This window comes from Parabacteroides sp. AM08-6, assembly GCF_003473295.1.
GTDB lineage: Bacteria > Bacteroidota > Bacteroidia > Bacteroidales > Tannerellaceae > Parabacteroides.
Genome location: NZ_QRMP01000011.1, coordinates 57,559 through 82,300, shown reverse-complemented (window position 1 = coordinate 82,300; position 24,742 = coordinate 57,559). Strand labels below are relative to the sequence as shown.

Genomic DNA, 24,742 nt, shown 5'->3' with positions numbered 1-24,742 from the left:
ATAAAATTATATGGAAATGACCTTCGTGCCTTTTGCCCTTCTGGGCGCAGCCGTATTGCTGTTGGCAATATTCTTTTATTATGTGCCGTTCCTTCTTTGGATTTCGGCAAAAGTATCCGGTGTCAACATCTCGCTGATACAACTCTTCTTGATGCGTATCCGTAATGTTCCGCCTTATATCATCACCCGTGCAATGATTGAAGCTCATAAAGCGGGTCTGAAAACACTGACGCGTGATGAACTGGAAGCGCATTACCTGGCAGGCGGACATGTAGAGAAAGTAGTCCATGCCCTTGTTTCTGCTTCAAAAGCGAATATCGACCTACCATTCCAGATGGCGACAGCTATCGACTTGGCCGGACGTGATGTATTCGAAGCCGTTCAAATGTCTGTCAACCCGAAAGTGATTGACACACCGCCCGTAACAGCCGTTGCCAAAGATGGTATTCAGCTGATTGCCAAGGCACGTGTAACCGTTCGTGCCAACATTAAACAATTGGTGGGTGGAGCTGGCGAAGAAACAATCCTGGCACGCGTAGGCGAAGGCATCGTTTCATCTATCGGTTCATCCGAAAATCATAAAAGTGTATTGGAAAATCCGGATTCCATTTCCAAACTAGTTCTCCGTAAAGGTCTGGATGCCGGTACCGCATTCGAAATCCTCTCCATCGACATCGCCGATATCGATATAGGTAAGAACATCGGTGCATACCTGCAAATGGATCAAGCACAAGCTGACAAGAATATCGCACAGGCTAAAGCGGAAGAACGCCGTGCTATGGCTGTTGCCGTAGAACAGGAAATGAAAGCCAAGGCACAGGAAGCCCGTGCCAAAGTAATCGAAGCGGAAGCCGAAGTACCGAAAGCGATGGCAGAAGCCTTCCGCAGTGGAAATCTGGGAATCATGGATTATTACAAGATGAAGAATATAGAAGCTGATACGGGTATGCGCGAGGCTATTGCAAAACCAGCCAATAATCCGTCAAAGCCATTAAAGGATTGATATTTAGAACTCTAAATCCATAAACCAAATGATTCCTCCTTCCGAACTTATAATCAACGAAGATGGTAGTGCATTTCACTTGCATCTGAAACCGGAACAATTGGCCAACCGCATCCTTCTAGTCGGCGATCCTGACCGGGTGAATACGGTGGCTGCCTATTTCGATTCAATCGAATGTGAAGTTTCCAGTCGTGAGTTTCATACCATTACCGGTATGTATCAAGGAAAGCGTATCACAACACTTTCGCACGGTATCGGGACAGACAACATCGACATTGTAATAAATGAACTGGATGCACTTGCCAATATTGATTTCCGGACACGAACTGTCAAAACAGAGTTCAAACAACTCACATTGGTTCGTGTCGGAACTTCGGGAGGGCTTCAACCCTTTACGCCCATCGGTACTTATGTAGCTGCCGAAAAATCTATCGGCTTCGATGGAGTTCTTTACTTTTATGCCGATTCTCAACAAGTACGCGACTCCGCTTTCGAGACCGAGCTTCGGAAACAATTGGACTGGAAATTGACAGGGATACGACCTTATGTAGTTTCGGCCGATTCATCGTTGATAAAGCAAATCACGCAAAACGACATTCTCCGAGGCATTACTATTGCAGCCAACGGTTTTTATGGTCCGCAAGGACGGAAACTCCGGTTGCCGCTTGCTGACCCGGAACTGAACAAAAAGATAGAGGCATTCCACTACAAAGATTTCCGGATTACCAACTTCGAAATGGAAAGTTCGTCCCTCGCAGGATTAGCAGCAATGATGGGACATCGTGCCATGACTGTTTGTTGCATCATTGCCGGACGTGTGGACAAAAATATGAATACTGAATACAAAGGTACGATGAACGGACTAATTGAAACAGTACTGGACCGAATCTGACAACTTATCTTTTTCCTTCGTTGTTTATAAAATATAAGATATTGGATACATGGAAAGGGAACAAACATTTTTATCGGCCTTAGAATGGGGAAAACCTATTTCCAACCGAAAAGAGAAAGAAAAAATAGCCGTCCGCATCGCCTCAATGGTAAAAGACGGTGAAACTATCGGGGTAGGTTCCGGTTCGACCTCCTACCTCGCTCTTTTAAGTATAGCTCGCAGGGTAAAAGATGAAGGATTGCATCTGCTAGCCATACCTACATCACAAGAAATAAGGATGCATTGTTCTCGTTTAGGCATTCCGGTCACCAGTTTGCTGGAACACAAACCGGACTGGACTTTCGATGGCGCCGACGAAGTCGACCAGGAACTAAATCTGATAAAAGGTCGTGGCGGCGCCATGTTCAAAGAAAAGTTGTTGATTAGTACCAGTCCCCGAACCTATATCATTGCCGATTCATCCAAAAAGGTCACAAAACTAGGCAGTCGATTTCCTGTTCCGGTAGAAGTTTTTCCCGAAGCATTGATGTATGTAGAGCAAGTACTGAAAGCCTACAACCCCAGAGAAATAGACCTACGAATGGCTGTAAGTAAAGATGGGCCGGTCATTACGGAAAATGGAAATTTCATTCTCGATGTCTGGTTCGACAATATCCCGGACAATCTCGAAGCATCCATCAAATCGATTACAGGCGTTATCGAAAGCGGTTTGTTTATGCATTACAACATAACCCTCCTACAGACAGAGTAAAAAAACTGTTTCGTAAAAGAATTACACTTTAGCCTTCCCTGTGTTTCTCCCTATTTCATCCTTCATCCTTCATTTTCTCAATAAACAGCTATCACAGTGCACATTACGCTGAAGGATACCCTTAAATAATCATTCAGGCATCATTCAAATCATTCAGGAAAGGCCATTTTTCTCTTTTATTTAAGTAAAACGGGGCATATTTTCATCCGGAATATGTCGAATGCTACCTATTCCCCCCCTCTGAAAAAGAGCAGGAGGTATGTCATACAAATGACACGCTCTCTTCTTCCCCTATAGAAAGTAATAAGAAAGATATAACAAGATAAGGCAAACTATATCACTTCTTATCTTTTTCACCTGGCTCAATAAGGTTATCAACCTTGCTCAGTAACCTTAACGACCTAGGTCGACAACCTTGTTTACCCGGGAGCAAACGGAACGCAGTTGTTTCCTCAGGAATAAACTATTACTTGAAATACAATAGTTCCCTGTACTATTCATGATAAAATAAAAAGTGGTTTTGTTTATAGAAAGTGGTACTGAAGAACAGCCCTATTTCAGGAATCCCTGCTCTTCCAGCACCTTCAAAAGCACTTCGGAGAAGTGTTCGTTGTTCGCCTTTGTATAACGGACATCTGTAAAAACTTGTGCCAACGTTTCTTTGTCGTTCTCCCGTACAAACTGTTTGTTCACCTCCAATTCTTCTTTATCATGATAAAGAGCATCGATTGCTTCAGGTGTATAATCCTGATATGTCTCCTGATGGATAACAGCCTCGAGCGACAAACGCTCAGGTTGCTCTGGCATACCATCCGGATAACCTACCGTAACAGTTACAATTGGCACAACCAGACGCGGTAACGACAAGGCTTCTATAATCTGGTCGGCATTATATGCGGTCGTTCCCAGATAACAGATACCCAACCCCTTTTCTTCAGCGGCATTACAAAAACTCTGCGCAAATAACATCGCATCGATGGTTGATGCAATAAAAGTTTGGAAATTATCAAAACCTGCCACAGCATTACGCTGTTCGGCCCACTTCACAAAACGGTTGGCATCCGCACAAAATGTCAGGACAACCGGAGCTGTCGTTATCATGGGTTGGTTAAAATGAGCAGGAGCCAACTTCTCCTTGTTTGCTTTATCACGAGTGATGACGACACTATACAGCTGCATATTGCCGGTATTTGAAGCACGAGCTGCAACTTCCAACAGCTCTTTCAATAAAGTATCCGGAATATTTTCAGAGGTATATTTACGGATTGTCCGTCTGTTTTTCATACTTTCCATCATCATGTATATTTTAAGTTCCAATGCAAAGATAATCAGTTATCGAAGATATTCACCATTTGTCTGCTACTTCTTATAATAAAGCAAAAAGACAGGATATTAAATTATCAATAGCAAAGTCCTAATAACCAAAGAGGCATTTTATGACCGGAACTTTTAGATAAGCCATGAATCGCCCCATAAATATTTTCAGTCTTCCGGACGCGCCAATAGTCTTTCAACGGATCACCCACTAAAAATGTATATTTATCATCAACCAGAAGGTCATTATTTTCCATTAGCTTGACCGTTGCCACATTGGAGATTTGGTCGATAAAGAACGTCTCAGCCATATAGGTTCTATCATCCTCACGGAACAGACAGGCAAGCAGGTTCGTATTGTTCAGGTATGACTTTTGCAAAAACTCACCTTCCGGATTCTCATCAGACTGTAAAATACGGAATATCCCCATCGACATAATATATTCGATACATTTACGGATTTGAGTACTATCGAGTTTCATTTCCTGGGCAAGTTGCGAAAAGCGGGGGACTTCCGGTAGTTTTTCTGCAAGAAGAAGTAATAATTCTTTTATCTTATGCTGCATCTTATAATCCACGGAAGCTATTGCCGGCAGGTCTATATCAACCGAGTCGCGCATCAAATCCTGTAAACGGAAAAAATAAGAATCCGGGTCATCCCAATAAAACGGATAACATCCATGGTCCAGATAATTACGGAAAATAGGTGCGATATTTATTTCATCCATTATTTTCTGTGAAATCGTCGCATGATTTCGTACAATATCTTCCAGAGAATAAGGCTTAAGCTCCAAGGCCCCTTCATAATCCAAATATTCACGGAACGACATCGTTTGCAGTGTATAAAGCTCAACATCTTCTTTCAAAGCCCGTATTATCTTACTTTCGGGATATTGGGAAGAGATAGCAAATACAATATATAAATCAGGATAAGTGGCATGAAGTTTACCAATCAAGGACGTCCACCTTTCATACCGATGTACATTATCTAAAAAAAGATGGGTTCCACCGGCTGCACAAAAATTCTTGACAACCTTCGAAACTGTATTTCTCTCAAACCTGATATTATCAAGAGGCAAATACAAAGCAGTCTCCGAATCACCAAAAACTGATTTTATACGTTGAAGCAAGAGGGTGGTTTTTCCGACTCCCCTGGCTCCTTGAATACCAATCAAACGGTCATCCCACTTTATCTGACGGTATAAATAACGATAAAAACTCAGATTTACTCCTTTTAATACCTGAATATGATTTAAACGATGCATGTCCATAAATAACTGATTTGATACAAAAATAATATATAAAAGCCAATCTACAAAACCAACAGATTAAAGAGAGAAATAGTTTTTTTCGTACCTTTGTCAACCTAAACCAATAATAAAATGAAAACGTCTAAAGTTTACTTTACTAATCTTCGCACTACTCCATCCAGTAACCTGTTAGATAAAATGGAACGACTGGTGAAACGTGCCGGCATTTCGAACATTGATTTTCAAAACCAGTTTACAGCAATTAAAATCCATTTTGGCGAACCGGGTAATTTGGCTTATATCCGCCCCAATTATGCCGCTCGTATGGCAACCCTGCTCCGCAGTCTCGGAGCAAAACCATTCCTGACTGACTGTAATACGCTTTATTCGGGACGGCGTGCAAATGCGGTCGACCATTTGCAAAGTGCAATGGAAAACGGTTTCAATCCGATTTCTGCAAAATGTGATGTAATCATCGGTGATGGTCTGAAAGGAACCGACTACCGGGAAATAGAAATCGGCGGCGAATATTGTAAAGCCCCTAAAATCGGAGCGGCAATTGCCGACGCCGACATCATTATTTCGATGAACCATTTCAAAGGACACGAACAGACCGGTTTCGGGGGAGCATTGAAAAACCTTGGTATGGGTTGTGCCAGTGTAGGTGGAAAACTGGAACTTCATTCGGCTGCTCAGCCTGTTATTGACCGCGAAAACTGCAAAAGTTGTAATATTTGTGTGAAACATTGTGCTCACGATGCCGTCCATCTGGATGAAAGCCGGAAAGCTGTTATTGATTATGATAAATGCGTTGGTTGCGGACAATGTGTAGCCCTTTGCCAATACGACGGAGCAATAATGGGAAGTGGCGATACGTCCGAAAGATTGAATTACAAAATTGCCGAATATACAAAAGCCGTATTGTCGGGTAAGCCTCATTTCCATATCAGTTTCATCATGAACGTTTCTCCGGAATGTGATTGTTGGAACCATAATGATGCCGCCATTATCCCCGACCTTGGTATAGCAGCCTCTTTTGATCCGGTTGCCTTGGATATGGCTTGTGCCGACATGGTTACCAAAGCTCCGATATTGGAAACAGGCAATCGTCTTTCCGAGAAGCCTCATCATGAGCATTTAGAAAATTGTGACAAATTCCATCTGATGCACCCGGAAACCAACTGGCAAGCCGGATTGGAACATGCTGAGAAAATCGGTATCGGACATCAGAATTACGAACTTATCACTGTATAACTATTTAATTTATGAATGAGACTATTTGTGCCGTATCGACAGCACCCGGAGCAGGAGGCATTGCCGTCATCCGCATTTCGGGTCCGGATGCTATTTCTATTTGTAACAACATTTTCACCCCGCATACAGTCGGAAAAGATTTGTTCTCACAAAAAGCATACACATTGCGATATGGCAGCATTCGGCACGGGAAAGAGCTGGTAGACGATGTTCTGGTCGCTCTTTTCCGTGCCCCTCATTCATTTACGGGCGAAGATACGGTTGAAATTACCTGCCACGGTTCGGTCTATATCCAGCAACAAATCATGCAATTACTGATTAACAGTGGTTGCCGTTCCGCCCATCCCGGCGAATACACACAACGGGCCTTCCTGAACGGGAAAATGGATCTCAGCCAAGCTGAAGCGGTAGCCGACCTGATAGCATCCACCTCAGCCGGTCAACATAAATTGGCTCTTAACCAGATGCGAGGTGGTTTCAGTCGCGAATTGAAAGAGTTACGCGAACAACTCTTACATATTACGTCATTGATGGAGTTGGAACTGGACTTCAGCGACCATGAAGAACTGGAGTTTGCCGACCGTAGTGAACTCAAAGCTCTGGCGTCCCACATTGAAACGGTCATTTCCCGTCTGGCAAATTCATTCAGTGTTGGGAATGCCATTAAAAACGGTATTCCTGTCGCTATCATTGGAGAAACAAACGCTGGCAAATCTACTTTACTAAACGTTTTGCTCAACGAAGAGAAAGCCATTGTCAGTGACATCCATGGTACCACGCGTGATGTGATTGAAGATACAGTCAACATACAAGGTATCACTTTCCGTTTTATCGATACGGCTGGTATCCGCGAAACACACGATACTATCGAAAGTCTCGGCATCGAACGTACTTTTCAGAAACTGGACCAAGCTAATATCGTCCTTTGGATGATAGATGCGACCCAAGCTGTAACACAAATCGCCCAACTTTCCGACAAGGTTCTTCCCCGTTGTGAAGGAAAACAACTTATTATCGTCTACAACAAGGCTGATTTAGTCCCCACCCCAACAAGTATAGAACTTATTGATTTTCCCGACAACGTTCGTTCTATATTCATTTCCGCCAAACAGAAAGAACACATTAACAAGTTGATAGAAATGTTGGTAGAAGCAGCCAACCTCCCATCCTTTTCCCAAAACGACATCATCGTCACCAACATCCGTCATTACGAAGCCCTAACCCGTGCCCTCGAAGCTATTCGCCGTGTACAAGCCGGACTCGCATCCGATTTATCCGGTGATTTCATCTCCCAAGACCTACGCGAATGTATTTTCCACCTTTCGGATATTGTAGGCGAAGTAACGACTGACCAGGTGCTGGGGAATATTTTTGCGAGGTTTTGTATTGGAAAGTAACATGCTTATTATCAGCCATTTACACCATACAAAAGAAGGAAGTAAATGCCATCAAGATTATCATTAATATAGCTTTATGCTTTAGAAGATAATATATTGATTGTAAATCATTTACAAAAACAGTCATTTTCTAATAATCAGTAATTTAGCTTTATCTCGAAAAAAGTCAACCACAAAAATAATGCAATTTGTACCCTATCTGTACCTTAAGGCAATATAAAACCGCGACTTTTTCAGGTAAAAACACTTACCAACTTATAGGTTGTATCTTTTAGAATTATATCATATTGACAATCAGACATATACAGCATCGGAATCAGAGTGCAAAATAAAATTGATTAGGAGCATAGCGTAAAAGTTATGACTTCACATCGAACAAAGAGAATATAGACAGTAATTTATCTGACATCTTAACAATGTCAGGCATATTGTTTTTACAAGCAATTTCTTTTATCTTTCGTATAGGTTCTAACATTTCATCGTTTTTCTTTTTCTCTGTTGAGTCCATCACAGATAAAAGTGAAACCAGATAATGATATATATTATTACATAGTGTGACAAGTTGCAGAATTTGCATTAATTCTTTTGGATGGTTCATTTTATTAGCACATTGCCATCTATCACTAATATTTAATTTACCGCCTTCCCTATAATGAGTATATAAATTCCTCTTAATACAATCAAAATGCGATGTCAAAATCTTGAGATTCTTCTCTATATCATCTGATAGTGGGGTTGACTTAAATTCAGGGATTGATTTAATCCTATTCCATATACTATTCTGCCTCCGCTCTTCGTTATAACCATATAAATGAGTTAAAGCTGCTGTCTCAATTCTATATACGTGCATAAAACAGATTGACCGTTCTGTATTACTTGTGGCATTTAGATAACAATTCATTGAACAGATTAAATCATATCTCATAAAACTAACCGCTAATTGCATTTCTACAACCGATTTCGTTTCTATAAACCTATTGTAATCCATCTGTTTTGATTTTAAAAACGTAATTACTTTTTCGCAAGTCTCAAGCATTTTTTTCTGAGATTCTATTTCATCCCAAGCATTTGCTATTTGATTTGCAAGTGTAATATCAAGCTTCCCTTTATTGTTAAAAGATTCTGCAACTTTATCATTTAAGACTTCTTGAACGTTAAACTCTTCAAAACTATTTTTATAAATACATTCTCTACCACTGTGATATAATACATCTCTAATTATTTGTAAAACCGGAGATACATATTTTAGTATCATGCCGTGTATCAATAGCTGATCTCCAATTCTCTGTACATATACATCTTCATCATTCAGAGCAAGTAACTTTTTGTACATAATATCAGGTTCATCATAATGAGCTGTCATTGTCCTCAATCCAATATCGCACTTCATACCAAGCAGACGAACCTGCTTCAAAATATTTTCCAATTCTAACGAATTACAATGTAGCTCATTAAGATGTTTTATTAGATTGGTTAACACACCATTCTGATCTTTACCACCTAGATATATACACCATTCATATTGTGATAAATTGACCATCTGCATATGGTAGCGTTTAACATATATGTTACTACTTGATAACATGCTTTTCAAATTGCTATACACTTCACACATTCCAGAAAGGCTACCACTCAACAAATCAAAAATTAATTGTAAATATTTTTTTGATAAATCATTATTGCATATCTCTAATTTTACCTGCTCAATATTGTGTAATAAATATTCTGAATCTACAATTGCATTTTTTGTATTATTTATCAAAATATCAATTGTCTCCTTACTCGCAACCTTTCGTTCCTTTTTCATACTTGAACTTTTAAACCTACCTTATTTACAAAATTATAAAAAACTTATCAATTAGAGTGATCCTTATCCATAATTTATCATCATATTTCATAGAAAAAACTCTTTTTCCTCATCTATAACCACAGATAACCATCATAAGTGATATTATTAAGCTTTCAATAATCGCTAATTATCAATATCTTACCACCATAAACCACCATCAAAAAGTTATTCATCAGTTATAATCCGGTGAATGATTCCACCATTGAAACACCTGTTTCCTTTGCCGTCGAACAATTAAAAACGAGCGACATATGCAAAAAGAAACAGTAGCATTTGATAAGCTACCCGAAGCGGTGGGTGGTGGGTTATCTGACCGAACAGGTCATCGAGTTGAAAAAGATGGTAGCGGAACTCCAATCGCAGCCATTTGACAAATATGTATTGGTGGTAATTGAGGATACTTGCCATATCATCCGAAAAGTCAAGCCTACCATTTATACATTGGTACGCAAAGAGCTACTTCCTGCCTATAAGAAGGGGAAAAAACTCTATTTCTACGAAGACGAGCTTCTTGCTTGGATTGAGAATGGACGGAGAAAGAGTGCAGAACAGACATACGAAGAGATGCTTTCCAATATGCAAAGTGGTGTACGCCATAAGCCTAAATCATCTGTAAAATTTTAATGGATTGGGTTATGGATATATATTCTATCAATCCGGCATACATTATTGATGAAGCGATTGATTTAAGCACAAGATTATCTGGTACGGAATTTCCAATCAGCATATTTCCTACTCAAATTCAGCGCATCATCCGTGAGGTACACGAGCGCCACAACTACCCTACCGACTACATTGCCGCAGCCATTCTAACAGCAATAGCAGTCGGCATAAGCAACACGCACCTTGCCCAAATCAAACAAGGCTGGGTAGAAAGCCCCATCCTGTATATGGTATTGATTGGAAGACCGGGAGCTAACAAAAGTCATCCGCTCTGCACAAGCTTGAGGATAAAGCCGTACCTGTAGTTCTGATAGGTCAGTGCCGCCTCGCAAGCTTTTCTGAAGAGTGTGGGGTCCGTGCTTCTTTGCAGATGCAACAAACCCTCACAGCTACGGTAGAAGGTTTCCGCGGGGACTGTAGCAGTAGCAAAGATATATTGTATGACTTCCCCAAGCTCTTCAGTAGCCTTCTTCCCCCGGTCGATATAATATTGTGGAGACCGTTCCCGGTAAGCCTGGCAGTTGGAGGCAAGATGTTCCTTGACTAACGTGTATTTGCGGGGGGCATAATCACGGATATGGGCAGCTATGTATTCACCGCCGCAATAGATCTTGATCAGTGTACGTGTATAGACCACTCTGCTTTGGCTGCCTATGTAGGTATACGGTACAGAGTAGTAATACTTGTCACGCCCCAGATAAACACACCCGTTTATACCGACCTTCAGGCTGGCATAGTTACGTATCTCAAAGTCCTTGTCGGGAAGGGCGGACAATGTCGTCTGCTCAATGGCCCAAAACTGTTCCTCACGGCTATAGAGACGGTTGCTCATCCGTTTGCGGTTATGGGCTTTCATTTTCCTTGCCACGGCGGCATTTAGCTCTTCGAGAGAGTAGAAACGCTCGTTCCTCAGTTCTGCATATACCCGTCTATAAACAAGCTTGACATGGTCTTCCAACAATCCCTTATCTTTGGAGCGAAGAGGACGCACAGGCACGACAACACACCCGTAATGGTTGGTAAGATCTTCCAGCATGCGGTTGATTTCCGGCTCGTATGGATCAGTCTTAACTACAGCTGACTTCAGATTGTCCGTCACGATGATTTTTGGGACACCGCCGATTTCTTTAAAGTACCGGCTAATGACATAAATAAAGTCCTCGCTGCATTGGGACGGTACACAAAGGACATAGCCGTAATCCGTGGCCGGAAGACAGGCGACAAAGACTTAGATTTTGATGATTTCCCCGGTTTTCAGGTCAATGTATTCCAGCGTGTCACAGGCAAAGTCAAAGTAGATCTTTTCCCCGCCCACATACAGGTCACTTAGGACGGTGGAAGGGGTACAGACTGCGCTTTTGTGTGTTGTTTGTAATGGAAGCGGAATTATGTCAGGCCATAGCCTTGGGGATTATCTGCGATATATTCTTCCCAAAGGTATTTTAGCGTCACATGTTTACGCTTCATTTCCTGCTGCAGATATGGCAAACGGGCTTTAAAACCCTCGAAACATTCATCGGGATAAGCTAGATTCACGCCTTTCAGACGATGCTCCAGAACCGGCTCATCCAATTCCAGAAGGCCTTTGAGACCTAACGCATCGGAAGTGGCGAAACGGATGTAATTGTTCACCGTCTCTTTATTGATATCCAACTCTGAAGCTATCTTACGGTTGGGCACTCCCTGCAAATGCAGGCGTAATAGTTGTTTTAATCTTGCTCATATCTTTTGTCTTTCCTGCCATCACTTTGATTATGTTTAATGATACATAATGCAAAGGAACGAAGACAAAAGTGAACGGACATGCTCCGTTTTTGGGTAATTCCCACTAACAGTAGATAACTGGGTGAATATACTCCGATTTTAAGGCCATTTTTACCATGTCTTGAGTGGATATAGATACCGATCTTCAGGGTGGGAATGCTCCGTTTTTTCCAATTTTTCACTAATACATAATTTTGTATAGTGCCATTTTTAATAAACACTAATCCATTTTCATAAGTTTTACTTATGATTTAATAGGATTATAATTATGCCTCCATCTTTTCCAAAGCATTATTAACAACTCTAGAATTTGTCAAAAGAAGCTTATCAAAAGCATCCATTATCTCATTCATACTTTCTCCATCCTCATCATTTTTGAGTTTCTTGTAAATCCGCAGTAAAACCTTGACAACATCGTCTGTAAAATAACAGTTCTCTCCAGATAACCAATAATTATTCATACGAATATATCTATAACATTTTACTGGATATCTATTGATGCACTTTTCTATATATTCAAGTTGATCATGTAATTCTAAATGTTTTTCAGTCTTCCAGTTCTTGGATAAATTTATAAATAAATCAAAACAAATAACAGGCATTTTATTGCAATACATTTGGTATGAACGAATTACGTCTTTTCTACTATCACCAGCATATCTTAACAAAATCACTTTGGACAAACTAGAGAACTCTGTGTAGGATAAACTCTTCATGGATACCTCAACTATTTTTGCAATAACAGATTCATTATCAAAAGAAAGAATCTTCTCTAAATTATCCGAACATTTACTTGCAATTTCTTCATCTTGACGTGCTGTGCCATAGAAAAATATTTGAGATAGGAGTACATGGCTGTTCTCGTCAGACATAATTTTATTAATGTACTCGTTAATAAAAGGCCTATTTGTATTATAATAGTAGTATTGTATCGCATTTGTATTAATTAGTAATGCTGATGAACCCATATTTGAAATCAATACAGGATACAACTTATCGAATAATTCCTCATCATAATATTCTTTTGACGAAATAAAACTGATAACTTGAAGTTTTAGTTCTTCTGATAAGCCTACCTGCAATGACATCAATAATTGATAAATCTGTGTACGTCGTGCAGTAACAGAGCATATTTCTATTAATATTTGTAGAGCAATCCCTTGTGGACTATTTATTGCATCCATAAGCATATTATTGACAAGTCGTTCCAATTGATCACAACCAGAATCCACATATATTTTTTGTGGTTGAAATGGTTTGTTTATGACTTTTACCAAAATTAATATCATCTCATTCAATATTATATTCTCTTTTTTTGTATAGTATTTTGCCATTTGCTCAAAATCATGAGGATTTGACTGTATATATTCTATTACTAGAAACCGCCTAAATAAAGGAATTAACTCAATTATATCGCATCCACTGGAAAGCAAACCCAGCAATCCATTTACTTTATATGAATCCGACGTTTGTTTGTCTCCAAATATCTCAAAAATAAAATTCTTGAAATATTCCGGTCGTTCTTCTACACATGACATGAATGTTTTAGCTTGAACTCTCTCATCAAACGGCCTGTATTTACCATTACTAATAGATTCTTTCAGACGAAATGCGTTTCTCCACATTTTGATTGAGAACCTTTTATATTGTTCTTTTGATACAATTCCACCACATATATGAGCACATGATACATGATGATTAGTTTTTTCATTCTCATACTCATACCCAAATCGACGTATAAGTTCCTGCTTGCACTTTCGCAATGATGGCATTAATCCATCAGATGGCAATGTACAGCAGATTAACATCCATTTCCGCCGCCACAAATGCCAATATATCATATTGGAAAAATGTCGTTCTTTATCAGATAACCAGTCTTTTCCTGATTTAAAATTAAGCAAAAGATGTTGGTAGAATACAATTTTTTCTGAACTAAGCGTAGAATACCAGTTCTTCAACATATTAAGGAAATAATATTTAAACTCACTTTCCTCTAGGTATCTGTCTATTTTTGAGTTATCAGTCAATATCTCCCATATGTCTTTATCAAAGGACCGAGGATTTGAACTAATCGTTCTGAATGCAAGTGATAAGGACATTTCGTCATTCAAATACAGTAGTTCTTTAACCGATAATTTGACAAACGAAGGATCTTTAATGGCATATTGTTCCAATAGAGTACCAAGCCACTCATAAATTAATTCTATATAGTCATGTTGATAAGATTTAAAGACACTGTTACAGAAGTACCCCCTATACGAAACCGGAACACGTTTGTTTTTGACAACCTTTGTAAAACATCGATATAACAGCATAAGAAATGCTTTCGGATGATTATCATACAAGTCTTTACACAACTGTTCTATTAAAACATAATCATCATGTTCCTTCTTTGCTTTATTGTCACTTATAAGATAATCAAACAATAAGTTCTCTGTTTCATAAAGAGCAAAATTTAGATTGGTCTTTATAGCATCATGTACATAAAACGCCAAGTTAGATTTGTCTTTTTTTTTCATCTTAAAATACCAAGCACGAACTTTTTCAGATAAATAATCATTATGCCAATGCATAATCCAGCCGACTAGCCTTAATTTTGTGTCTTCATCTTTTATTTCGTCAATTAATCCATATACAGCATCAGCATGAGCAGAAGCATTATTGCACAAAAAACTTGCAACGGAACTATACATTTCTGATTTTAATGTCATTTCTGGCAATAAAGGTTCGATCAACTCTTCTATCATGTAAAACCACTGGTCGTCTGAGATGGTAGAGGAAATAAAGAATGCAAATAAACGCCAGTCGTATTTATAGAGACGCTTTACTATTTTCTTTTCATATCCTCGGATACCTTCGCTATAAGCAACGACAGACAGTGCTAACTGTTTTATATGACCTCTGATCCTATCGGAAAAGATAATTGTTTCTAAATCTTTCCGATACATCTCGTCAGAGAAAGCTCGTTCAAAATCCAAAAATAGTTTTACTGTAGAGCGTAATTCCAAACCTTGAAACAAATCGGGTAATTCATTGATGAATGATTTCTTTGTCGTCACATAATATCTGGCTAGGACATAATCATAAAAACTTTGATGAAAAAATGAGATTCGATGGTTTTCTAAAACTACAACTCCTTCGCTAGCCAGATAGCTAATCAAGGAGTAATCCGCTGCTTTTGTAATCCATGTAGGATTAAGCGTATCAGCAGCCTTTATTGTGCAAGAAATCTTATACAAACAAGACTCTATTCTTTCCGCAGAAACATTAGTGGGCACATCACTCAAAAGATGTTCCCACAATTCGTTATACAATTCTATGTGATTATTGTATTCGTATCTCGTATCATTTCTTATATATATTCTACAGAAAATATCAAGGTATTGTGGAACGCTAAGTGTTTTCAACGTTTGTTCGGACATTTTTGAAGGAAGATTTGCATCTAGCCTTGATATAATACCTTTCACTTCGTCTGTTGTCAATGTGGACAACTCAATAACTGATGAAGTCGCTTTCAGAGATTTAAGCGCAGCATCATATTCTAAATCATACTGCCTACATGAAATAACTATCCTCACATCTTTCAGTCGTTTTTCTTGTAATGTGTTAACTATGTTCAGCAAATTATTGAGCTTACTTCTATCGTTTGACAAATACTGTGACAATGCATCTATCTGATCAATAATCAGCACTATCTTATCCCGACCTGCTGATATCATATCAATAGAACGCTGTAATGTCTGCAATGACAATCCATTAATTTCATCATTAGTAACATTTGAACAGTCTGCTTTTATTGCCATGTTTACAATTCCCTCATTTTCCAATTTCCTGATTACCCCCTTTATCACAACAGATTTTCCAACCCCAGCTTTACCGACTAACAATTTTACAGGCGACTCATCTTTAGACAAATCTTCTTTAATCCAATTGAACAGAATGTCTGTTTCCTTTCGGGAAATATGAGAATCTGGCAGCTTAAAAAACTCGGCATGTATACTGTCAAAAACATGTTTGTGTAAAGCTATAAATTCATGACATCTCTTTATATCATCAGTTATAGACTTTTTCTTCTCTATGTATATTCGAATCCATTCCAAAATGACTTCTCGAGCATTTTTCTTTGTTAAATTCTCTTGAGATGCAAAATGATAGACATATGTCTCCTGGATATCATCCCTTTTGTTCTTACATTTGCGAATAAAATCCTCATCAATATATTTCCAATATACAATCCCATTATCTGTATCGCAAGTCATAAAGACAACAACCTCTCCTTTTATGCGCTCGGCATATGCAAGAAGAGATTGAGGGATGCTGTAACTCACATTGACATTGTTTGTGAGTTTGGGAAGATGCTTTACTTGAACAGTGAGCTTACCAATAATTCTTTCCTCATTATCAAGTAATTCAATGTACCCATCAATGTTAGGAGTGGTTCCACCTTCTTCAATGCGAGCTTTAACTTGTTGTTTAACCAAAATATTTCTGATTAAAAGAATAGACTCTTCATCTAGTTTATCAGATAACCAGGAAGACTTATTGGGAAGAAACTCTGTCTGGATATTTTTTTTCTGCATATGAGTAATTATGTATAAAGATTTTCAATAATCCACATATGAAAGAAGATACGTCTCTCAGTATGAGAGTAATTACTGTGACTCTTAATTTTATCACAAGTATATACCTTCTATGCAATTAATTTCCGTAAAAAACTTTAGCCACAAATATTATTAGTCTACAAAATGATTAGCCTAGATTATATTTCTATTGCCTTCCCTGCATCAAACGTCGCATGTTCATTATGAAAGACATATCCAAGCTGATTCGATACACATTTGGTCTTTCCGATCTGTATATCAACATTGTAATGAGAATGACCATAAATCCAGTAGTCTATATCACTATTCTTTATGAAATCTTCTAATTCTACAATGAAGGCACCATTAGCCCGACTGTCCTTGAATTTAAGACATTGCATCCGAAATGAAGGAACATGGTGTGTTACAACTATTTTCTTATCTGCTTTACTATTAGTAACAGCTGACTGTATAAACTCCAAGCATCTTTCATGTTCCTTATTAAATTCAGCAAAGGTCAAAAACTCACCATTATACAATATTCTCCGGAAATCGGATATAACCTGTTCTGTCAAATAGGCTTCACGAAAAGGGATTTTAGACCACAGAGTTGAAATAATAATATCAACAGATCCTACACGAACAATTCCATTACAATAACTATTGACATTGGAACGAATTTCTAAATGTTCTCCGTTCTTTAATGTTGCTATATCATAGTACTTGTAAAATTCGTGATTCCCCATACAAACAATAACCTGACTGTAATTATCAGAAGCCCATTGCCAGAACGGATGTTTGCTATAATTGTCATCACCAAGATAACCTATATCTCCGGCCAAAACAAGTATATCTCCATTCACTTCCAAGGGGTGGTACTTGATGTAGCTGGCATTTTCTGCAAATTCAAGATGCAGGTCTGAAGCATATTGTATTTTCATAGATTTAATCAAGTTTTAATTGTTCTATACGTTACTATTTTTCATCATTTGCAACAAAAGCATCCCCTAGAACATCCAAGTAAGCATTTATATCATCTGCAGTACTCTGGAGCGAGTCTGTCAGGGACTGGGGTGTTTTATCTATTAAATCGCGCATTTCCGCAACGAATTTACCTATGGATTCGAATATATCCTTGTCGACTATAACAGATTCATCAAAAGTCGCGGTTGCAACCAATTTCAATACATCTGTGCGATGCTTCTTTATATCTTTTGAGTTAACTTGTCTTCCGGATGCACGTTCAACTGTAAGATTCAGATAAGCCTTTATTTTAAGACAGATTAAAGCCAAAGGCGAAGCATATCTCACAGAATTTTCTATATAGCTATTCTCTATAGTCAGATTATAGTAGCCGTCATCCATCATTATAGCAGATAAACTGGAAACATCTTCTCCGGTAGGGATCGGTTCTAAGTGAAATCCTGACGGTTTACCTAATATGTCAGAATGGCGAGACAATAATTCTATCTTAACAGGATAGCCCTCATTCCCGTCTTCGAAACGATACAATTCATAAGTCGGAGTTTTTTCTTCCCCTCTCTTCCTCTTCCCTATTTTATAACCTCCATCTTTTATGAATTTCCAAAAGACTTTAGCAAATTCAGTGGTCATATTTTCAACTATCAAAATCATATCAATGTCATCCGTAGCACGAGGCTTCATGATTGTTCTGGATAATGCAACATCACATGCAGTACCACCAATAATTACATAATTATCGGTAAAATCTTTGAATGTATCTCTAAATTTATCTATTCCTTTAACCATAAATCCTAACTATTCTTTTACTTAACTTTTCAATCCCATCTTTTCCAGCATAATCTCAAGTTCCTTTTCTATCCTCGGATCCTTATCATTACGCAACGAAAGATATAATGACAATTTATCTACATAACGCGCATCAGTATCCTCTGAAGATGTTAAAGGATGATATTTCCAAACTTCCAAGATAGTCTTTCCATCCTCCTGCTTGTTCAGTCCTTTAAGTTCATTCTTTGATTTAAGCGACTTGAATGTGTCAATATCCAAAGCCACATAAGCATATCCATCAGGATTAAGGCTGGAATAATGAGCCAGGGCATTCACTCCACTGATTACTCCACAATCTACCGTATTATAAATATGATACCTCTCCCTTATCGGTGTCTGGAGCAAAGGCTCTATTTTTTTCCACAACGATACCTTACCTTCTTCAAAATGAATAACCTTTGTTCCACCATCATTTATACTCACCCGTATTAAAGACATAGCTTCCAACTGGCGGACAGCCCGACTGAGAGTAACATATTTATAAGGTAACTCCTTTTCCAGTATCGTAAGAGTATATCCATCAAGGCATTTGCATTGCAAATGATAAAGAAGAATATACTGTGCTGTTATTGCCAACCTCTCCGTATTCACTTCAGTACCAGCCTTTGCATTTATTAGTAAATATGGAAGGAAAACAAATTTGTCACTGACAATAAAATACACGCCCCGTTCAATCAACCTATTCCGTTCATAATATGCCAAAGTATCAAAAATGAATACGCATGGCATATTTTTCTTGGCTTGTATAATATCTGCCGTTACTTTGTATTGTAAAGGAGTCTGCCGTACGCTTCTTTTTGATTCAAGCACCAGAAAACTATTTCCTTGGAACTCTGCTTCATAAAAAGCATATCTTATCAGGGCATCCGTATAAATACCCTTCAATTCTCTTTTATCCAATGGATGTAAAGGAATTACCTGTCCGGCTATAATAATTTCTTTTGGATCCATCTCTTTTCGAATTTGTATATTTTCAATGTATATGCTCCATTTTCATCCTGCATGAAAACAATGCAAATATAATGAAAACATATTGATTTCAAATATTATGCATAAGAAAACGACTAAACTTATGCCTTAAAAGAAAAACTTATAAGAAGAAGTAACATTATAATATCCAATAACATTCAGTGTAGCGATAATATAAAATGCAATTAGTCTGTAGCTGTTACCACTAAAAGCAGGTAAACAAGGCCATCAGAATTTAGGCTCTACCTTCAATCGCCGTCAATACCCCCATTTTTGTATCTTTTCTTGCTAAAAATCGACATTTTTGCACGTTTTTGCGCTCTACATTTTGATATTCAGTAAATTACAAATACCATTTACTTTCCAAAATGGAGGTACAAGTCGAGAATAGTGCTAAAAATCACTAATTTACACATTATAAAATACTTTCCGACTTATAGATTATGCCATTCAGAATACAATCTCACTGATAATCAAATATATGCATACACTACATCGAAAGATATCAGTTCAATGGCATCTTTCCTCTATAAGCCAGCATCGAAAATTTCCCGATGCATAATAAAAAAATAAAATCGGAAACTAGATGCACCAAGGTGAGATCCATTTAGCCATGTGACAAAGAAATGATAAATAATTTAAGAATATGCTTTAATCAAAATCACAAAAAGAAATAACAGAGAGGATTCCTTTTATTAGACAGTTATGAAACAACCTATATTGGAAGGCTTCCTATAACAAAAAAGAAGTCGAAAATATAGCTTTTACTAACTCACCTCAATTATTAGAAATAAGACGAACAGTACGCAAACCTTGGCTATTATAAGTAAAGTTATTAATCCATCCTTAAAATTCATCCACATATGGACAAGCCTTTACTTATTTGTCTGAAATTACTGTCGCCACCGCTTTTTGAGTAATATCAAAACTGGAAAATGAACACAGATAAATTCAACAACAAGCATATCGTCCAGTTATTCGATTCGATCTTTTGACTTACTCCATTAACTCTTTTTCAAAACAAAGAAGGTGTCCTTAAGTATTTGATCGTGGCGAATGGATGATTCATATTTAATATCGGGAGAACAAGAGCAATATATATGATGCACTTTATAGCTTATAAGTACAATATATATACATCAGCTATATATATTGCTATGTATAACATTCTACAATCAATGCAGTCTATGAGCAAAGAAAATTAAATACCCACACATTATGCATCGATAATAGTTCACATTTTAGCAAGAACATATCAACAGAGAATGAAGACTCCCTTACTTTTTAGCACATTAGCCGCATCATCTATAATACTTTAGGTTATTATTTAGCATTAATTCATATCTACTCCATCAACTACGATTTAAAATCTTAAGAGACTCCATAGTTACTTCATCAGATAAATCTTGAATAGAAGTATTTTTGTGTATCTTCATCCATGCCAAAATTTCAGAACGAGAAAAACGTAAGGAATTGCCCAATTTTGTATGCGGAATACTCTGCTGGCTAGTATAACGATAGATTGTGCTGATACTTTTCCTTATTAAAGTACTCACCTCTTTAATTGTCATTTCATCCTCTTCAATAGATACATCTTTGTTTTGTTTCTCAACCTGCATCTCCATTAATTTGATGAGGTATTCTACTGCTTGTGGTAAGTTATCGTAAGTAACTTTACCAAATTTTTCATTATTCACCATAGTTCTATTTTTTAGATTTTCTACCACAAAGAAATAAAAAATATATATTCAACAGGAAACCTATAATCCATATCTAATCCTTTCTTACATATACTACACGTTTCATATTACATTATTGCAGGACCACTTGCACAATCAAACGCATAAAAATTCAATGTTCTATCGCATCAAACAGAGACTTCTTGCTAATCTACAAAGAGAATAGGATAAAAGAAGAGACAGGTGATAAACCTATTATTTCCGTTCTCAGTCTAAAGTTACTTTTCACAAAATGATTGTTAAAAATAAAATAAACATTTCAAATATCAAACATTTTCAGACATATTTCAAAGCCCAATTTATTTATATGCAAAATATATATAGAAATAAAAACGAAAAGTATTATATATAGCTTCAGGCAGAAAGAAGGAATATACACATTTACATCATTTCACATTCATACTTCACGTTGTATGATTTATTAAAATCTAATAAACAATTTAGCATATTAAATCACGAGTAATATTTATTCATACATTACGCAAATTTTCAAACTTTACAAATATCGATATGAGAAACAATACTATCAAAGTAACATTACGAGAAAAAAAAGATTGCTAATGGAAAATTAAGTTTATATCTTGATTTTTATCCTCCTATTTTCATACCCGGAACAAAAAAAACTACCAGAAGAGAATTCTTGGGTATATACATATTTAAGGAACCTAGAACTTATGAAGAAAAGAGAAGCAATATAGACATGAGACATAAGGCAGAACATATAAGATTGATAAGAGAAGAAGCTGCTAACAATTCTGATTTCAAATTCCTTAAGTCTCGCAAAACCAGAATAAGTTTCTTGAATTATTTTAAAAAGAAGGCATTAAAAAAGAATGATAAATGGATGGCTACATACAGACACTTTGAAATATTTACGCATGGAAGTTGCTCTGTAGAAGATATAAACCTCGAATTATGCAACAATTTTAAAAACTATTTGTTAGCCGCACATCAAATTGGCAGAACTAAACATTCTTTATCTCAAAACTCTGCAGCTAGTTATTTTTCTATTTTTAGTTCCTTATTAAAAATAGCATTTTTTGAAAAACTATTAGATGAAGACCCCAACCTAATTTTAGAAAAAATCTATAAACGAGACACTCTCAAATAGTTTTCAACTTCAACAGAGTTATATATGTATTGGCTGTAACTCCATGCAAAATACCAAGCCGATTGGAATCATCCGTTTCAACAATATAAGCAAAATTCTAGTTTGAGGCAGAAATCGCACAAGCCGACCATCTCTTTTCTGGCAACATTTCCGACACTATTTTTCATATCTGTCCTCCAGTCGCAATAGTTCGGAAAATAATCCTCCTGTTTCCGCCAACAGCTCATTCAAACAATTTTCATCGGAAGGAAGACCATCATAGTCTACCAGCTTAGAGACTGCCCCCTTGTTATCTACCTCATAAATTATCCAATCATCTTTAGACAAAAGCGACTTCAATGGAACGAGTCTATCTAACTCTTCCCTATCACCCTCCTTACCGGCAGCTTCCATCTTTTGTTCTACCTGCCCGGCTTTTATGGCCAAAGACAAACCATTAATGACATATGGACTCTGTGTTGTAATTATCAACTGATTTTCGCTGGACAAATTATTAAATTCGAGTAAACTATATAACAGATTTTGCTGAGAAACCGGGAACAGATTTTGCTCAGGTTCTTCAACAATATTAATAAATGCCGACTTACTAAAGTGAGACGACAATGCTGATAACGCAATTTTCCGTTGCTCATTCGTTAGACTAGAATTCGCCCAGATTAATTTTACGCCGTCATTAAATCGCCGGAATTCATCATGACTCATCTTCTGAGGATTCTCCACCTGTCTTCTTACCACATAAGCAAGATACCATGAAACCAAATACAAGGGTACTAACGATTGGAAACCACTTGATGCCTTTGATAGTTCTATTTTATAATCGCTATCATTGACATTAATCACATCATGTTGCTTATCATACTCAATATTTGCATTATTAATCGGTAATGACAAGCCATCTTTTATCTCATCTTTGGCATTATTGAATTCCGTAAGATACTCCAATAAAGAATCCGGTAAAGTCTTGAACGCCCCCACTTCTTTAATGACGCTGATAAAGTTTCTTTCAGTGGGTGCATACATAATCTGTGGTAGATGATAGGTCTGAGTCATGTACGCCTTTATCCAGAAATTCCCCTTGACGTATCGCATGGAATAAGCTCCACCCTCATATTCAATCTCAGCTACATCCACATGTTCTCTGTTAAAGAAGTAGTTTTCGATGCGATGATACCCACAATAAGTTTGCCTAAACTTTGATGCTGAAAAATCATTTATAACATAATCCCCCCTAACCAAAACCTTCTCCATCCAAGTAAAGGTGGAAATCAATTTAGCAATACAGCTTTTACCACCTCCTTGATTACCTATAAATACAGACACCTTCCTTATTTCTATCCAACCATCATTATCAGAACAACCTTCTTTAATAGGACCAAAGTTCTTTATTCTTATTCTTGCCATATTCTATATTTATCTATTGTATCTGATTTATTGTAGTAGAAACAAAGATACTATATTTTAGCTATAGACAGACGTACATGAACGAAAAACACAATTGAAAAAAATATCTTACTCCCCTGCCATTACAACTCCATTCCTTCTGGTTGTTGCCTGCTCTCCCTACTCTATTTTTTATTATAGTCCCAAAATCTCCTGTTTAAATGGGGTGAAAGTTGTAAAACTGGAACAAATGAAATAAATGTTCGCATACATATTCCAGGTAACTATATTTAAAGTATCGGAAAACATCCAAATGGTTTGATATTTCTTATCATCCTTAAAGGGGACAATCAACAAGCTAAATTTGGTTTGCACAATGAAAATAAACTGTACACGAAACAATATTGAAGTGGCGGAAGTCACAAATCTTTTTTCCAGAAATTTATATACGTGTAAATCATAGAGACTATTTTTATACTTTAATACTTGGTCAATAAGTGATTTAACTACAGATCCATTAAGAATGTATATCCATTTTTTCTGTTATCTAATTTGAAGTTATGAAGATTCCAATCTTTTACTTCGATAATCATAACACCGTAATCTTTCCTCATAATTAGGACATCTGGGCGGTCTCCATTAAGAAATGGGGTAAAATATACCTCAAACGAATCGTCTAAGACATTCTTCAAGAAGTTTAGTAAAGTCATTTCGCCTATAGTAGGCTTTACTTTAAATTCTTGTATCTTCTCTATTGAAGGATAAAATATAGCCATTGTATCTTAAAATACTGCTTATGGGATAATCAACCTAATTACAAATTTAATAAAATCAAGCATATAGACAGTATTTCATTCTATTTAAAACTATGAATAAAGGGAAGGAGCAAGCATGCCATTCTCCTTTATTCGTAGTTTGCTATTTTCCCTGTATTTCAGCAATAAAATATTCTTGATATCTGAAGAGCTACACCTCGTATCTTCTATACCAAATGTTATTGATGAAAGAGAAGCC

At 37.2% G+C, this 24,742-nt stretch carries 18 protein-coding genes and 3 pseudogenes; 9 read left to right on the top strand and 12 right to left on the bottom strand.

Annotated elements, in window-relative coordinates; genetic code table 11:
• The first annotated feature begins 10 nt into the window (after nucleotides 1-10).
• Genes floA through rpiA form a run of 3 tightly spaced genes read left to right on the top strand, consistent with a single transcriptional unit; the run spans nucleotide 11 to nucleotide 2,646 of the window.
• A complete protein-coding gene (gene floA, locus DW103_RS09585; protein WP_122275504.1) occupies nucleotides 11-1,003 on the top strand; it encodes a flotillin-like protein FloA in 993 nt (330 codons plus the stop codon).
• A gap of 28 nt (nucleotides 1,004-1,031) precedes the next feature.
• A complete protein-coding gene (locus DW103_RS09580) occupies nucleotides 1,032-1,895 on the top strand; it encodes a nucleoside phosphorylase (RefSeq protein WP_122275502.1) in 864 nt (287 codons plus the stop codon).
• 49 nt (nucleotides 1,896-1,944) lie between these two features.
• The gene (rpiA, locus tag DW103_RS09575) at nucleotides 1,945-2,646 is read left to right on the top strand and encodes a ribose 5-phosphate isomerase A (protein WP_122275500.1); all 702 of its coding nucleotides are present in this window, start codon (nucleotides 1,945-1,947) and stop codon (nucleotides 2,644-2,646) included.
• Between the two features lie 552 nt (nucleotides 2,647-3,198).
• On the opposite strand, the gene DW103_RS09570 is transcribed toward rpiA, so the two are convergent.
• Complete coding sequence (locus DW103_RS09570; RefSeq protein ID WP_122275547.1) at nucleotides 3,199-3,942, bottom strand: nitroreductase family protein; 744 nt, start codon at nucleotides 3,940-3,942, stop codon at nucleotides 3,199-3,201.
• Between the two features lie 104 nt (nucleotides 3,943-4,046).
• Complete coding sequence (locus tag DW103_RS09565; protein WP_122275498.1) at nucleotides 4,047-5,231, bottom strand: AAA family ATPase; 1,185 nt, start codon at nucleotides 5,229-5,231, stop codon at nucleotides 4,047-4,049.
• A gap of 111 nt (nucleotides 5,232-5,342) precedes the next feature.
• Here DW103_RS09565 and DW103_RS09560 point away from each other — a divergent pair, with 111 nt between their 5' ends.
• Together DW103_RS09560 and mnmE are read left to right on the top strand one after the other, a co-directional pair.
• The gene (locus tag DW103_RS09560) at nucleotides 5,343-6,464 is read left to right on the top strand and encodes a DUF362 domain-containing protein (protein WP_122275496.1); all 1,122 of its coding nucleotides are present in this window, start codon (nucleotides 5,343-5,345) and stop codon (nucleotides 6,462-6,464) included.
• 11 nt (nucleotides 6,465-6,475) lie between these two features.
• A complete protein-coding gene (mnmE, locus tag DW103_RS09555; RefSeq protein ID WP_122275494.1) occupies nucleotides 6,476-7,861 on the top strand; it encodes a tRNA uridine-5-carboxymethylaminomethyl(34) synthesis GTPase MnmE in 1,386 nt (461 codons plus the stop codon).
• Nucleotides 7,862-8,219: 358 nt separating this feature from the next.
• On the opposite strand, the gene DW103_RS09550 is transcribed toward mnmE, so the two are convergent.
• Entirely contained in the window at nucleotides 8,220-9,668 is a 1,449-nt protein-coding gene (locus DW103_RS09550; protein ID WP_122275492.1) for a hypothetical protein, read from the bottom strand.
• A 293-nt stretch (nucleotides 9,669-9,961) separates the two neighbouring features.
• On the opposite strand from DW103_RS09550, the pseudogene DW103_RS09545 reads away from it, so the two are divergent.
• Both DW103_RS09545 and DW103_RS09540 read left to right on the top strand, forming a co-directional pair.
• Nucleotides 9,962-10,334 (top strand): annotated as a pseudogene (locus tag DW103_RS09545) (helix-turn-helix domain-containing protein).
• Nucleotides 10,335-10,345: 11 nt separating this feature from the next.
• Nucleotides 10,346-10,675 (top strand): annotated as a pseudogene (locus tag DW103_RS09540) (DUF3987 domain-containing protein); the annotation flags it as partial.
• On the opposite strand, the gene DW103_RS09535 reads toward DW103_RS09540, so the two are convergent.
• Complete coding sequence (locus tag DW103_RS09535) at nucleotides 10,636-11,370, bottom strand: hypothetical protein (protein ID WP_147381197.1); 735 nt, start codon at nucleotides 11,368-11,370, stop codon at nucleotides 10,636-10,638. The pseudogene DW103_RS09540 and the gene DW103_RS09535 sit on opposite strands and share 40 nt — an antisense overlap.
• Nucleotides 11,371-11,541: 171 nt before the next feature.
• Between DW103_RS09535 and DW103_RS18110 the strand changes: the two genes are divergently transcribed.
• Complete coding sequence (locus tag DW103_RS18110; RefSeq protein WP_158576683.1) at nucleotides 11,542-11,703, top strand: hypothetical protein; 162 nt, start codon at nucleotides 11,542-11,544, stop codon at nucleotides 11,701-11,703.
• Nucleotides 11,704-11,759: 56 nt separating this feature from the next.
• Here the strand turns inward: DW103_RS18110 and DW103_RS09530 are convergent.
• From DW103_RS09530 to DW103_RS09505, 6 genes and pseudogenes are all read right to left on the bottom strand, one after another.
• Nucleotides 11,760-12,071, bottom strand: a pseudogene (locus DW103_RS09530) (IS21 family transposase); the annotation flags it as partial.
• 332 nt (nucleotides 12,072-12,403) lie between these two features.
• Nucleotides 12,404-16,717, bottom strand: a complete 4,314-nt coding sequence (locus DW103_RS09525; protein ID WP_122275487.1) for an ATP-binding protein — start codon at nucleotides 16,715-16,717, stop codon at nucleotides 12,404-12,406.
• 179 nt (nucleotides 16,718-16,896) lie between these two features.
• A complete protein-coding gene (locus tag DW103_RS09520) occupies nucleotides 16,897-17,658 on the bottom strand; it encodes a metallophosphoesterase (protein WP_122275485.1) in 762 nt (253 codons plus the stop codon).
• 34 nt (nucleotides 17,659-17,692) lie between these two features.
• On the bottom strand, nucleotides 17,693-18,487 hold the full coding sequence (locus tag DW103_RS09515; protein ID WP_122275483.1) for a hypothetical protein: 795 nt from the start codon (nucleotides 18,485-18,487) through the stop codon (nucleotides 17,693-17,695).
• A gap of 21 nt (nucleotides 18,488-18,508) precedes the next feature.
• On the bottom strand, nucleotides 18,509-19,480 hold the full coding sequence (locus DW103_RS09510) for a hypothetical protein (protein ID WP_122275481.1): 972 nt from the start codon (nucleotides 19,478-19,480) through the stop codon (nucleotides 18,509-18,511).
• 1,370 nt (nucleotides 19,481-20,850) lie between these two features.
• A complete protein-coding gene (locus tag DW103_RS09505; protein ID WP_122275479.1) occupies nucleotides 20,851-21,198 on the bottom strand; it encodes a helix-turn-helix domain-containing protein in 348 nt (115 codons plus the stop codon).
• 592 nt (nucleotides 21,199-21,790) lie between these two features.
• Between DW103_RS09505 and DW103_RS09500 the strand changes: the two genes are divergently transcribed.
• Nucleotides 21,791-22,348, top strand: coding sequence for a phage integrase SAM-like domain and Arm DNA-binding domain-containing protein (locus DW103_RS09500; RefSeq protein ID WP_122275476.1), 558 nt, complete (start codon nucleotides 21,791-21,793; stop codon nucleotides 22,346-22,348).
• A 156-nt stretch (nucleotides 22,349-22,504) separates the two neighbouring features.
• Here the strand turns inward: DW103_RS09500 and DW103_RS09495 are convergent, their stop codons facing one another.
• Together DW103_RS09495 and DW103_RS18450 are read right to left on the bottom strand one after the other, a co-directional pair.
• Complete coding sequence (locus tag DW103_RS09495) at nucleotides 22,505-23,749, bottom strand: ATP-binding protein (protein ID WP_122275474.1); 1,245 nt, start codon at nucleotides 23,747-23,749, stop codon at nucleotides 22,505-22,507.
• Between the two features lie 485 nt (nucleotides 23,750-24,234).
• Nucleotides 24,235-24,438 (bottom strand): hypothetical protein, encoded by a 204-nt coding sequence (locus DW103_RS18450; protein WP_233545661.1) that lies wholly within the window; start codon nucleotides 24,436-24,438, stop codon nucleotides 24,235-24,237.
• Between the last annotated feature and the right edge of the window lie 304 nt (nucleotides 24,439-24,742).